At 42.3% G+C, this 12,676-nt stretch carries 15 protein-coding genes and 2 pseudogenes; 7 read left to right on the forward strand and 10 right to left on the reverse strand.

Going from position 1 to position 12,676, the window contains the following annotated elements; translation table 11 throughout:
* Nucleotides 1-47: 47 nt before the first annotated feature.
* Together LZZ98_RS11790 and LZZ98_RS11795 are read left to right on the forward strand one after the other, a co-directional pair.
* Nucleotides 48-434: a hypothetical protein gene (locus LZZ98_RS11790; protein ID WP_237788013.1), complete on the forward strand. Its 387-nt coding sequence runs from the start codon at nt 48-50 to the stop codon at nt 432-434.
* Nucleotides 434-799: a hypothetical protein gene (locus LZZ98_RS11795; RefSeq protein WP_237788014.1), complete on the forward strand. Its 366-nt coding sequence runs from the start codon at nt 434-436 to the stop codon at nt 797-799. The genes LZZ98_RS11790 and LZZ98_RS11795 overlap by 1 nt, the downstream gene beginning before the upstream one ends.
* A gap of 124 nt (nt 800-923) precedes the next feature.
* Here the strand turns inward: LZZ98_RS11795 and rplT are convergent, their stop codons facing one another.
* Nucleotides 924-1,283 carry a 50S ribosomal protein L20 gene (rplT, locus tag LZZ98_RS11800; RefSeq protein WP_004867327.1) on the reverse strand — a complete coding sequence of 120 codons (360 nt, stop codon included), beginning with the start codon at nt 1,281-1,283 and terminating at the stop codon, nt 924-926.
* A 12-nt stretch (nt 1,284-1,295) separates the two neighbouring features.
* The gene (gene rpmI, locus LZZ98_RS11805) at nt 1,296-1,490 is read right to left on the reverse strand and encodes a 50S ribosomal protein L35 (RefSeq protein ID WP_004278281.1); all 195 of its coding nucleotides are present in this window, start codon (nt 1,488-1,490) and stop codon (nt 1,296-1,298) included.
* A gap of 236 nt (nt 1,491-1,726) precedes the next feature.
* Here rpmI and LZZ98_RS11810 point away from each other — a divergent pair, with 236 nt between their 5' ends.
* Nucleotides 1,727-2,986 (forward strand): MFS transporter, encoded by a 1,260-nt coding sequence (locus LZZ98_RS11810; protein ID WP_237788015.1) that lies wholly within the window; start codon nt 1,727-1,729, stop codon nt 2,984-2,986.
* A 103-nt stretch (nt 2,987-3,089) separates the two neighbouring features.
* Nucleotides 3,090-3,830 (forward strand): TonB family protein, encoded by a 741-nt coding sequence (locus LZZ98_RS11815; RefSeq protein ID WP_237788016.1) that lies wholly within the window; start codon nt 3,090-3,092, stop codon nt 3,828-3,830.
* Nucleotides 3,831-3,866: 36 nt separating this feature from the next.
* Here LZZ98_RS11815 and LZZ98_RS11820 read toward each other — a convergent pair whose 3' ends face one another.
* The 3 genes from LZZ98_RS11820 to LZZ98_RS11830 all read right to left on the reverse strand — a co-directional run bounded on the left by LZZ98_RS11820 (nt 3,867) and on the right by LZZ98_RS11830 (nt 5,297).
* Complete coding sequence (locus LZZ98_RS11820) at nt 3,867-4,292, reverse strand: YqaA family protein (RefSeq protein WP_237788017.1); 426 nt, start codon at nt 4,290-4,292, stop codon at nt 3,867-3,869.
* Nucleotides 4,293-4,307: 15 nt separating this feature from the next.
* On the reverse strand, nt 4,308-4,592 hold the full coding sequence (locus LZZ98_RS11825; RefSeq protein WP_237788018.1) for a hypothetical protein: 285 nt from the start codon (nt 4,590-4,592) through the stop codon (nt 4,308-4,310).
* Nucleotides 4,593-4,667: 75 nt separating this feature from the next.
* Nucleotides 4,668-5,297, reverse strand: coding sequence for a glutathione S-transferase N-terminal domain-containing protein (locus LZZ98_RS11830; protein ID WP_237788019.1), 630 nt, complete (start codon nt 5,295-5,297; stop codon nt 4,668-4,670).
* A 324-nt stretch (nt 5,298-5,621) separates the two neighbouring features.
* On the opposite strand from LZZ98_RS11830, the gene LZZ98_RS11835 reads away from it, so the two are divergent.
* Together LZZ98_RS11835 and LZZ98_RS11840 are read left to right on the forward strand one after the other, a co-directional pair.
* Complete coding sequence (locus LZZ98_RS11835) at nt 5,622-6,083, forward strand: Hsp20 family protein (RefSeq protein WP_237788020.1); 462 nt, start codon at nt 5,622-5,624, stop codon at nt 6,081-6,083.
* Between the two features lie 139 nt (nt 6,084-6,222).
* Nucleotides 6,223-6,618, forward strand: a complete 396-nt coding sequence (locus tag LZZ98_RS11840; RefSeq protein WP_237788021.1) for a hypothetical protein — start codon at nt 6,223-6,225, stop codon at nt 6,616-6,618.
* A 95-nt stretch (nt 6,619-6,713) separates the two neighbouring features.
* On the opposite strand, the gene infC is transcribed toward LZZ98_RS11840, so the two are convergent.
* From infC to LZZ98_RS15570, 4 genes and pseudogenes are all read right to left on the reverse strand, one after another.
* Nucleotides 6,714-7,265: a translation initiation factor IF-3 gene (gene infC / locus LZZ98_RS11845; protein ID WP_086175836.1), complete on the reverse strand. Its 552-nt coding sequence runs from the start codon at nt 7,263-7,265 to the stop codon at nt 6,714-6,716.
* A gap of 5 nt (nt 7,266-7,270) precedes the next feature.
* A complete protein-coding gene (gene thrS, locus LZZ98_RS11850; RefSeq protein ID WP_086175837.1) occupies nt 7,271-9,193 on the reverse strand; it encodes a threonine--tRNA ligase in 1,923 nt (640 codons plus the stop codon).
* A gap of 233 nt (nt 9,194-9,426) precedes the next feature.
* Nucleotides 9,427-9,776 (reverse strand): annotated as a pseudogene (locus tag LZZ98_RS11855) (hypothetical protein); the annotation flags it as partial.
* A pseudogene (locus tag LZZ98_RS15570) lies at nt 9,777-10,111 on the reverse strand (FAD-binding protein); the annotation flags it as partial.
* A gap of 236 nt (nt 10,112-10,347) precedes the next feature.
* Between LZZ98_RS15570 and LZZ98_RS11865 the strand changes: the two are divergent.
* Complete coding sequence (locus LZZ98_RS11865; RefSeq protein WP_237788022.1) at nt 10,348-11,988, forward strand: acyl-CoA synthetase; 1,641 nt, start codon at nt 10,348-10,350, stop codon at nt 11,986-11,988.
* 151 nt (nt 11,989-12,139) lie between these two features.
* Here the strand turns inward: LZZ98_RS11865 and yjgA are convergent, their stop codons facing one another.
* Complete coding sequence (yjgA, locus tag LZZ98_RS11870; RefSeq protein ID WP_086175840.1) at nt 12,140-12,676, reverse strand: ribosome biogenesis factor YjgA; 537 nt, start codon at nt 12,674-12,676, stop codon at nt 12,140-12,142.

Genomic DNA, 12,676 nt, shown 5'->3' on the forward strand with positions numbered 1-12,676 from the left:
CGTTTTTGCTAAAGTGCCATTAGCTCTCATTTATCTATCGGAACAATATGCTTGAATTTTGGTTTAATCCTAAAGTTTCCATCCTCCGTAAATTGCTAATCTTTGTGGTCATTGCTATTGCAACAGGCGTGCTGTACTGGATGGAACCTTTAAAACCAGATGCGATTCTGATGTTTCTGGGAACAGGGATTATTTTTCTAATTTGCCGTTATTGTAAAATTCATTTTGCTGCAAAAAATCCGACCGGCCTGTTCTACCGGCTATTGGTCTGGATTCCGATTGCCCTATTACTTGCGCTGATTTTCATGCATATGCAGAACGGAGAAATTCTCATTCCGGGTGCTCAAGGCATTGGTTTTATGGCATTGGCCATTTGTCTGTTTTCGCCTTTATCTTTACTGAATAAAAATGATTCTTTAGATGAGCAAAAATAATGCTGGAATTTTGGTATTCAGACAAATGTAGCCATCAACTAAAACTGATGGTTTGCATTGCAACTTGTGTGATCATTTATCTCTGCTCTACGGTACAGCAACTTTCAGCTGTATTTACCGGGATCAGTGTGGGGATTGGTATGGCCGTACATGGATTAAGGGCTTTAAACTTAAAAATTGCTGTAGATAATCCCTATAAAAAAGGTTTTGCAATTCTTATTTTGATCATGCCGCTAATGGCTTTAATCAGCTTGATTTCAGTACTGCCAGCACAGCATAAACTGATGCTTGCCATTCAGGCGATTGGCTTTGCTGCGATTGGTTTATTTTTATTATCGGGCTTTCCCAAACGCAGATTTGATTAAAATGAACTGAGCGAACCGTCCTATATTTGGCCCTCAAAATAACCCTGAATGAATAAGGGATATTTTTAAAGCCGAAAATAAAAAAGACCGCTAAAAAGCGGTCTTTTTTTAAGTCTTAAAAGACTTATGCAGCTAATGCGCCTTTAGCTTTTTCAGCTAAAGCAGCAAATGCAACTGCGTCATGCATAGCGATGTCAGCAAGTACGCGACGGTCGATGATCACTTGAGCTTTTTTCAAGCCATCGATCATACGGCTGTACGACAAACCATTTTGACGAGCACCGGCATTGATACGTGCAATCCACAAAGCGCGGAATTGACGTTTCTTTTGACGACGGTCACGATAAGCGTATTGACCTGCTTTGATTACTGCTTGGAACGCAACGCGGTAAACGCGTGAGCGAGCGCCATAGTAACCTTTAGCACGAGCAAGAATTTTTTTATGACGGCGATGAGCCTGTACACCACGTTTTACACGAGCCATTTATAAATCTCCTTAGATGTATGGGCACATACGGCGAACTGAAGCAACGTCACTGACGTGAACCATTACACAGCCGCGTAATTGACGAATACGCTTAGCAGATTTTTTGGTCAAAATGTGGCGTTTGAACGCTTGTTTACGCTTAAAACCGTTAGCAGTCGCTTTAAAGCGTTTAGCTGCACCACGGCGAGTTTTCATCTTAGGCATAACAACCTCTTTTGAACACCTGTTCGGCTCGTTTGCACCATTACAAAACGACCTGCAGGTAAGGGAGCCAGTATTCTAAAGCATCTTTGCTTAAAACAAAAGCACATATGCTGAAAATAGCGCACCGATCATCGACTTCACTTAGACTTATTTTCACTATTCAAAGCGGGATGTTTTTATTAATAAATCAACTATTCGGCATTATAATTATCACAACATAAGAATACTGGACTCCTATGAACCCTGCACAGGATGCTTTTGCAGCCCTGCGTTATCGTGACTTTTCCATTATGACGATCAACCAGTTCTGCCTCACCCTCGCTATTTTAATTCAAGAAATTATTGTCGCCTATTCGCTGTATCAGATTACCAAAGATCCGTTGACGCTGGGTTTAATTGGACTTGCCGAAGCAATTCCGTTTATTGCCTTGTCATTATGGGGCGGCTATTTTGCCGACCGCTTTAATAAACAGACCATCATGAAAATCTGTTTGTTTTTTGCCTTACCTCTGCCTCTAATCTTATGGTGGCTTTTTCATGCTTATGGCTTAGGTCAAATTCAGGTGAATACCCTGTCTTGGGGGATCTATGCTGTTATTTTTGGCTTGGGCACCATTCGCGGTTTTTACAATCCATCTGCAACATCGCTCAAGCCTTTTCTGATTCCACGTGAGCTCTATGCCAATGGTGCAACCTGGACCACAATTGGCTGGCAAAGTGGCGTGATTATTGGTCCCATGCTCGGTGGTTTTATGCTGGCATTTTTAGGTCGCGAAACCAGTCTACTTGCTGTTTCAGTATTACTGGCCATCTGTTTTATCCTCATCAACCTGCTGCAAAAACGTAGTTTTCCCAAGATTGAAACAGACAATTTACTGGAAAGTTTGGGTGATGGTTTCCGCTTTATCTGGAAAACCAAAATTGTGCTCTGGGCCATTTCACTGGATCTGGTTTCAGTACTGTTTGGCGGCGTGATTGCCTTATTGCCGATTTTTGCTGAAGACATTTTAAAAGTCGGACCTGAGGGTTTGGGTTATTTGCGTGCTGCTCCTTCCATTGGTGCACTCATCACCATGATTGCCTTAACCAGATTTCCACCGACCCAGAATGCCTGGCGCAATATGCTGCTTGCAGTGGCCGGGTTTGGACTGTTTACCTTGCTATTTGCTCTCTCGAACAATATATGGCTATCGCTGTTTGCCTTGGCCATGACCGGTGCCTGTGACAGTATTTCAGTAGTTATCCGACAAACCATTCTACAAATTTACCCGCCAGAAAATATGCGTGGTCGCGTCGCAGCGGTTAATGGCATGTTTGTATCATCCAGTAACGAGCTGGGCGCTTTTGAATCCGGTTTGGCCGCAAAATATATGGGCACCATTATGGCAACCGTATTTGGCGGCTGCATGACCATGGTGGTGGTGGCCATGAGTTGGGCAAAAACCCATGATTTATTTGGTGTCGATATTACTAAAGCGCATGATCATGAACATTAATTGAATTTTTAGACTTGCGAGTATTTCCAATTCAGGAAATACTTCGCACTAACAATACTCCACTCCTGCCGCAAGATCTGGTTTGATTAAGAAATAAATATTTATGAAACAAATACTGTGTTTTTCTCTACTCATGAGCCTCCCGTTCAGTGCTGTCTATAGCGCCGCACCCAAAGCAGCAAAACAACTCGCCGTTCAGAAAAGTGCAGCCCTTCCAGCGCATTTGACTACCCGCATTCAGTGGACCAAATTTCCGCGCCCCAACTACAAAAATGAAGATTTAAAAGACCAGAATCGCAGTGCCATTATTCGTATTTATGCCGATGAAACCGGCAGTATTACCAAAGCCAGCGTACAAGAAAGTACCGGATTGGCACATTTGGATAACCTGTTAATGAATGCCGTGCATGAAGCACATGTTAAACCGCATATGGAAAATGATACTGCAACCCCCCTCATTGGCTATCAAACCTTTAATTTAAGATTAAGCCAAGATGATGCTGAAATTTGTTCTTATCACTTTGAATCGAAAAATTGGCAGGCTCAACAGCAGAACAGAAAAACACCTTTTTCATACCAAACCCAGCCTCAGCTAGACATCGATTCTGAATTGCTCAACGGCCACAATCGTAGCGTTAAATTCACCTTTAAGGTCAATAAACACGGCGATGTAAAAAAAGTTAAAGTGAAACAGGGTTCAGGTATTTATGCTTTAGATCAACAGATCGTTCAAGCTGTATCAAATAGTCAAGTTACGGTAAAACGTACTGCCACGACCTTATGGCTGTATAAAAAATCCAGCTTTAAAGATGAGATTAAGTTCGACTTAAATCACTGTGAATAAGCAAAATAAAAAGAGAGATACTCAGGTATCTCTCTTTTAAAATAGACTAAAAGCCAAATAGATAAATAAATAGCGCCCTATTTTAGCAATTGAAACCATCATTAAAAATCGGGCAAAATTTTCTTTCAGCAAACCGGCAATCAGGGTAATCGGATCACCAATGATCGGCACCCAGCTCAGCAATAATGACCAGTAGCCATATTTGTGATATTTCGCCTGTGCTTTCCACATTTGCTGCTCTGATACCGGAAACCATTTTTTGTCTTTGTAGTGTTCAATCTTAAAACCCAGCCACCAGTTCACACAGGATCCCAGAATATTTCCCAGACTGGCAACAGCAATTAACAGCCATACCGCATGCTGACCTTCGAACAGAAAAGTGAGCAGCACCGCTTCAGACTGTAACGGTAATAAGGTGGCCGCACCAAAAGCAGAAATAAACAGTAACAGGTAGGCCGGCATTAGGCTGATACCGGTTTAAAGCCCAAGTTTTTTCTTGGTCGAGATATATTCATAAACAGACCAAAGCACCGCTAAAATCAGAATCAGATAACGGCTATAGCTATAGCGCTGCGTCAAAGGCTGGATAGCTGCGTATAATGCATTTTGATCCTGCGTATTTAAAGTTGCCATAAAATTCTGGATGTGCACGGCTTCTGCAATAAAAAGGATTAGACAAGCCGCTATACCAAAAATAATACTCCAGTAGATTCTGGCATTTCGTTCAAGAATACGGGTTGAATTTAAAAAGAATGCTTTCATAAGGTGCTGATCCAATAAAAAACCACCGCTGGGGTGGTTTATTTTTCTATACCGCCATCTTAACACAATTGCAATTTATGCTAAGCCATCTACCCGAATCGACAATGCTTTCTGCACAGCTGGACGTGCAGTCAGACGATCTACATATTCTTTCACATGTGGATAATCTTCAAGCTGAATTTGCTGCCATTCATGGCGTAAAATCCACGGTAAAATGGCCATATCGGCAATCGAATATTCCCCAGCCACATATTTTTGACCAATCAGCTGCTTATTCAGCACTCCATATAAACGTTTGCTCTCAGCTACATAACGTTCAATTGCATAGGGAATTTTTTCAGCTGCAAAACGACCGAAATGATGGTTCTGCCCCAGCATCGGCCCCAAACCACCCATTTGCCACATCAGCCATTGCTCGACTTCAACACGCTGCTGTTCATCGGTAGGATAATACAGCCCGGTTTTACGGCCCAAATACTGCAAAATGGCGCCCGATTCAAATATGGAAATCGCATCGCCATTCGGACCATTCTGATCCACAATCGCTGGAATTTTATTGTTAGGAGAAATACGTAAAAAGTCAGGTTGAAACTGATCATTTTCTAAAATATTGATGGGAAAAATTTGATAATCCAAACCCATTTCTTCTAATGCTATTGTAATTTTATGACCATTGGGCGTTCCCCAATAATAGAGATCAATCATGTTTGCTACCTTTTGCCTTTTTCGTTTTACATGACGCTATTGAACTGTGTACTTATTTATAGCATGTTTTTTATGGACAAATCTTAAATCCTTAGTGACGCTTAGAAGCAAAATTACCAATCTAAACACTTATTCTGATTTAGCATGACCAGATTTCTGCATACTTTAAAAAACGAATTTCAGTGATTGAAAATACGCCAAACAGTCTTATATAAAAATAAGGCAATCATCTTTTCAGAGATTGCTTTAAATACTGTGAATGTAATAGCAAACAGGATTTTTTCCTGTTTGTAAAAACTTCGTGATCCTCAGGAGGTTCTATCAATGAGCAGTTTCAGTCTTAGTCCCTTATTTCGCCGGAGTATTGGCTTTGATCGCTTCAATGATCTATTCGATTATGCAATGAAAAGCGATACTCCCAATTACCCACACTATAACATTGAAAAAACAGGCGACAATAATTACCGCATTGTTGTTGCCACTGCCGGATTTAATCAGGATCAGCTCGAGATTAATCTGGAAAACCAGTTATTGACCATTACCGGTAAAGCCGTTGACGAGTCTTCAGACAGCACGGTCGAGTTTCTGCATAAAGGTATTGCCAGCCGTTCCTTTAAACTGTCGCTACGTCTGGATGAACATATAGAGGTGCAACAAGCCGATTATGAAAATGGTTTACTGAAAATAGACTTACAACGTTCTGTACCTGAAGAAGCCCTGCCACGCCAAATTCCAATTGGAGCTAAAGCTACTGAACAGCTCGCTTCACCCGAAAAGGACAAATAAAAGATAAAAAGACCCGCCAATAACGGGTCTTTTTTATAACCATCCTAAAATCCTCAAACACGCTGGATTTTCTTTGCCATATACTGACTAAAAAGCGCTTAAAAACCCAAAACAATAGTTTAAATAAAACAGGTCTATCATGAACTATACAAGACAGCCTCCGCTTAACCCAATCAGCTTATTTATTATCTTATTCTTTTCCCTGCTATTGGTGCTTCTCTTGCTGTTCGGTTGGCCGCATTATAAAGTGTGGAAACAAGGCATGGACGGTCAAGCTGCACTAGCAGAAGCGGAACAATCCAAAATGATTCAGGTGCAAGTCGCTAAAGCAGAACTGGAAAGCGCCAAGCTTCGTGCTGAAGCGATTAAATTGGTTGGAGAAGCGGCTAAAGATTATCCTGAATACCGTAAACAGGAATTCATTGGCGCCTTTGGTGAAGCATTGCGCGATGGGCGGATTCAACAAATCATCTACGTACCGACTGAAGCCAACATTCCCATTGTTGAAGCAGGCAAGCAGAGTACGGCGCAATAAAGTACATATCCAGGTAATAAGAATTTTAGTATTTCTCACAAAAATCAGCCATAAAAAAGCACTGCCATTGCAGTGCTTTTCTAATCAATGAGTGCTTACTTTTTACGTTTTGGTCCAAGTAGCATACCCATTTGACGACCTTCCATTTTTGGTGTTTGTTCAACTACACCGAATTCAGCTACATCTGCTTCAACTTTTTGCAATTGAGCAAGACCAAGTTGTTGGTGAGCCATTTCACGACCACGGAAGCGTAGAGTGATTTTTACCTTGTTGCCTTCTTCAAGGAACTTGATAATGGCACGTAATTTTACGTTGTAATCACCAACATCAGTCGCAGGGCGTAGCTTGATTTCTTTCACCTGTACTTGATGCTGTTTTTTCTTCGCTTCTTTCTGCTTTTGCTTAAGATCAAACAAATGCTTGTTGAAGTCCATGATTTTACAAACAGGTGGCTCAGCATTTGCTACGATCTCTACAAGATCAAGCTCAACGCTTTCTGCCGCACGTAAGGCATCAGCCAAGCTTACGATACCTTTTTGCTCGCCATTTTCGTCTACAAGACGGACTTCTTTTGCACGAATTTCATCATTCAAGGCAGGACGGTTTGATTTGTTACCGCCCTGTTGATTACGGTCAGGCTGTTTAATCGCTGTTACTCCACAATGTACCGGCCGCGTTCGGCTACGGCTGCTTTTACTAAGTCAACGAAAGCATCGATTGACATAGTACCTAAATTTTTTCCTGAGCGGGTACGCACGTTCACTGTACCTTCCTCAACTTCACGGTCCCCGAGAACCAATAAGTAAGGAATACGCTCTAAAGTACGTTCACGAATCTTAAAGCCGATTTTCTCATTTCTCAAGTCAGAAATTGCTCGAATACCGCTTTCTTTAAGTTTAGCGACGACTGACTCACATGCTTCAGCTTGCGAATCGGTAATGTTCATCACACACGCTTGAACTGGCGACAACCAAGGTGGCATAAAGCCTGCGTAGTGTTCAATCAGTATACCAATAAAACGCTCGAAACTGCCAAGAATTGCACGATGTAACATTACAGGCTGATCACGGTCGTTATCTTCTGTTACATAAGAAGCATCCAAACGCTCAGGCAAGTTAAAGTCACACTGAATAGTACCACATTGCCAGATACGGCCTAAGCAGTCTTTCAATGAGAATTCAATTTTCGGACCGTAGAATGCACCTTCACCCGGTTGAAGATCCCATGCAAGACCTGCAGCATCTAAAGCATCTGCTAAAGATTTTTCTGCCATATCCCAAAGTTTATCATCACCGACACGTTTTTCTGGACGTGTCGACAATTTCATTTGCACTTCTTCAAAGCCAAAGTCTTTGTAGACATCCAGGGTTAACTTGATGAAGTCCGCAACTTCTTGACCAATTTGTTCTTTGGTACAGAAAATGTGTGCATCATCTTGGGTAAAGCCACGTACACGCATAATGCCGTGCAATGAACCTGATGGCTCGTTACGGTGACATGAACCAAATTCTGCAAGACGTACAGGTAAATCACGGTACGATTTTAAACCTTGGTTGAACACTTGTACGTGACAAGGACAGTTCATTGGTTTAACCGCATAGTTACGGTTTTCAGAATGCGTGGTAAACATGTTGTCTGCATAGTTTGCAGCATGTCCTGATTTTTCCCAAAGCGTAAAATCAACCACTTGCGGGGTACGGATTTCAAGGTAACCGTTGTCTTGCTGAACTTTACGCATGTACTGTTCAAGTACCTGGTAAATGGTCCAGCCGTTCGGATGCCAGAACACCATACCCGGTGCTTCTTCCTGCATATGGAACAAATCTAAGGCTTTACCGATTTTACGGTGATCGCGCTTTTCAGCTTCTTCAATACGTTTGATATAAGCTGCTAACTGTTTTTTGTCTGCCCAAGCTGTACCGTAGATACGTTGCAGCTGTTCGTTTTTCGCATCACCGCGCCAGTAAGCACCAGAGATTTTAGTCAGCTTGAACGATTTTAAGAATTTGGTATTCGGAACGTGCGGACCACGACACATATCCAAATAATCTTGATGGTAGTACAAGCCCATTTGTGTTTCTTCAGGCATGTCTTCAATCAAGCGGAGTTTGTATTCTTCGCCACGTGCAGTAAATTCTTTAATTACTTCATCACGCGGTGTCATTTTTTTGATGACATCATAGTCCTGATCGATGAGCTTTTTCATACGCTCTTCGATGGCTGCCATGTCGTCTAAAGTAAACGGACGTGGCATCCAGATGTCATAGTAGAAACCTTCTTCAATGACTGGGCCAATAACCATTTTTGCTTCTGGGAACAATTGTTTAACCGCATGGCCGACCAAGTGTGCACAAGAGTGACGAATGATGTGTACACCATCTTCATCTTTAGGCGTGATAATTTGTAAGCTTGCATCTTCGGTGATGAGATCAGACGCATCAACCAAACGATCGTTTACACGACCAGCAACTGTATTTTTTGCAAGACCGGGACCAATGCTCAGTGCAACGTCCATCACAGATACGGCTTGATCAAATTGTTTTTGATCGCCATTTGGCAAAGTGATAATTGGCATAAAAAATCCTTAAGGAGTGATGCCCCGTACCATAGGGCATGTCACCGCGAGATTATGATCGAGGCAGAACCTCAAAAGATAAAAACGGTGGATAAATAAAAATCGCCTAGAATTTTACACGTCTTATCCACAGGATTAAACCTTTTCGCCTAGAAAATTCGCGATTTGGCTCATTTTGAATTTATTTGCCAATGTGCTGCCATCCCCCTAATTAGGGATTTCAGCTGTCATTTTTATTCTCTAAAGCTATCCCATGCTTCAAATTTACCCTCTGCGTAGGCATAGAGCTGCGCAAATTGCGGGATAATCGTTTCACTCTAGGTTGGTCTTAAAAATACATAATCATCCCGATCAATCTCACAGGATTTCGGCACCAGCAGCATTTCCTGATTGCTACTGCGGCCATACAAGCGATGCTGCTTGCTTTTTTCAGGATAAATAAATCGGCCAGCCAATAGCCACCGTACACAAACAGGGCTTTATATTGATGTAGAAAATGGTTCAGCAATTCCAGACCCGGCAATTGGCTATGGCGCAAAACTTTTAAGACTGGCGTGGCAATCCATAAAGCACATTGCAGTTCAGCCAGACTTTGCTGGTCAATATCCCCCTGATTCAGTAGTGCCTGATTGATTGGAGCAAGATATTCGCCTAAATCTTCCAGGCGTGTGCCCGCTTGAACTGTGCATTGACTTTTATCTTCATCAAAGGCCAGCATGCCTTTTAAATGATCAAGATTAAGCAGCACGGTTCTAGCCAAAGCACTAAATGAATGCCCGGCGCCTACTGCACGAATCTGTGCATGCGATTTCACCAGTTGCTGGAGTTCATTCAGCTGTCGGGGTTGAAAAATTCAGGATCAGCCTGCTGGCTTCCAGACCAATTGTGCCATCCTTTATCTGCCTGTTGTATTTTCATTATTATTCCTTGGCTGATACTATTTTAATTGCCCAGTTAGAGTAAAATACCTAAAAAAGCAAATATGGGAACCCATGCGTTCAAAAAAAATCAGTACTGCAAAATATTTTATTTATTTTTCAATGTGTTAAAAATAGCTAAATAGTACTCGACTAAAGCATAAATGCAAGATTTCCAAAAAATGCATATCTTTTTCAACAGGATATCAAAATAAATATATATAACGGAGTTTTAACATGGTTAGCGCATACGATGAATTACCGCGTACCCCCGCAAATTTTGTAGCGTTGTCACCTTTACGCTATCTGGATCGCGCAGCGTATATCTATCCAAATCAGAATGCGATTATTCACGGTAAGCGCCGTATTACCTGGCGTGAAAAATACAATCGTTGCCGTCAGTTTGCCAACCAACTCCAAAACTTAGGCATCGGTAAAAATGACACCGTTTCTGTACTGCTGCCAAACGTCCCTGCCATGCTTGAAGCGCATTTTGCTGTTCCTATGGCAGGTGCTGTACTCAACACCTTAAATACCCGCCTAGATGCCAAGACAGTTGCATTCATGCTTGAGCATGCTGAAACCAAAGTGTTATTGGTGGATCCTGAATTTACTGCGCTCGCTAAAGAAGCACTCGCACTGGTGTCACAAGACATCTATGTGATTGATGTGGCCGATGAAGAGTTTGAAGGTGAAGACAACCGTATTGGTCAAGTTGAATATGAAGACTGGATTGCGCAAGGCGATGCAAACTTTGAATGGCATTTACCGCAAGATGAATGGGATGCCATCAGCTTAAGTTACACTTCTGGAACTACGGGTAACCCTAAAGGTGTAGTTTACCACCACCGCGGTGCCTACATTAACGCAGCCAGCAATATCATTGCCTGCGGTATGATGCCTCGTGCCACCTATTTATGGACACTGCCGCTGTTCCACTGTAATGGCTGGTGTTTTGCTTGGACCATGGCTGCTAACGGCGGTACCAACGTTTGCTTGCGTAAAGTTGATGCTGAACTGATCTTCAAATTGATTGCTGAACATAAAGTCGATTATTTCTGTGGCGCACCTATTGTCCTGTCGATGCTGATCAATACACCAGAAGAGAAAAAGGCCAAGATTGAACACCGTGTTGAAGTGATGGTGGCTGGTGCAGCACCTCCAGCAGCGATCATTCAAGGTATGCGTAATATTGGCATCAATGTTACTCATGTCTATGGCCTGACAGAAACCTACGGTCCTTCTGCACTTTGCGCATCACAAGCGGGCTGGAGTGATTTGTCGATTCAAGAACAAGCGCAGTTGCATTCGCGTCAAGGGGTTCCATATCCATTACAAGACGGTATGAAAGTACTTGATCCTGAAACCATGCAAGAAGTTCCGCATGATGGTCACACCATGGGCGAAATTATGTTCCGTGGCAATATTGTGATGAAGGGCTATTTAAAGAATCCGGAAGCGACTGCCGAAGCCTTTGCTGGTGGCTGGTTCCATACTGGCGATTTAGCAGTTTGCCAACCAGATGGCTATGCCAAAATTACTGACCGTTCTAAAGACGTGATTATTTCAGGGGGTGAAAATATTTCCTCACTCGAAGTGGAAGAAGTGCTGTATCAGCACCCTGCAGTGCTTACCGCAGCCGTGGTAGCAAAACCTGACCCACGCTGGCAGGAAGTTCCGTGTGCCTTTGTGGAGCTGAAACAAGGCAAAACAGCAACAGCTGAAGAACTGATTGAATTCTGCAAACAACACTTAGCACGCTTTAAAGTACCTAAAGATTTGGTGATTACCGAAATTCCAAAAACATCTACCGGAAAACTGCAAAAATTTATCTTACGTGACTGGGCCAAAGAACGTGCCACAGGTGAGTTTAATTAATTTTTTCTGAATAATATCTCAATAACCTCCATCCCAACCTTCCTCCTACAAGAAGGAAGGAGAATGTGGAATATACAAAGAGAAAATTATTAAGGCATAAAAAAGCGACTCAATTGAGCCGCTTTTTTATTTCTATCATGAAACAAAAAAATCAGTTATCTGAAATCAAAGCCACTTGCTGAATATAGTTAAACAGCTTTAACTTCGACGCGGCTAACTCTTCTTCAGATACTTGCTTGGCCATATCACGATGAATACGCAAAATATGCTGACGAATAGGATGATGCTCCGCCGCATTATGCGCTTTCATAAATTCTTTAATCACCGGATCACCTTGAGCGATCATACGGTCGACCCAACGCTGTAATTGAGCTGTTTTCTTTGCCCCTTGCTGCGGGGTTAAATAAGACAAAATCATTGCCTCATCTTCATTACGCAACAATTTACCAATCCGTAGAAACTGGCGACGACGTGCCTCACCTGAAGTAATACTACGCACATCAAGTAAAGCATCAATTAAACGTTCTTCCACAGGGAGTTTCTGAATCTGTTTAAGGCTCAATTCAGCCAGTTGTTCACCTAAAGCAGCCATACGCTGAACTGCTTTTTTTTGTTCGGTTTTGCTTGCACGTCCTTCTAAAGACTCAAAGTCATCTTCAGTAAAACGCTGTTGCGGTCGACGTGCCAC

Origin of the sequence: Acinetobacter sp. SM34 (genome assembly GCF_022012365.1) — a bacterium.
In the GTDB taxonomy this organism is placed as follows: Bacteria; Pseudomonadota; Gammaproteobacteria; order Pseudomonadales; family Moraxellaceae; genus Acinetobacter.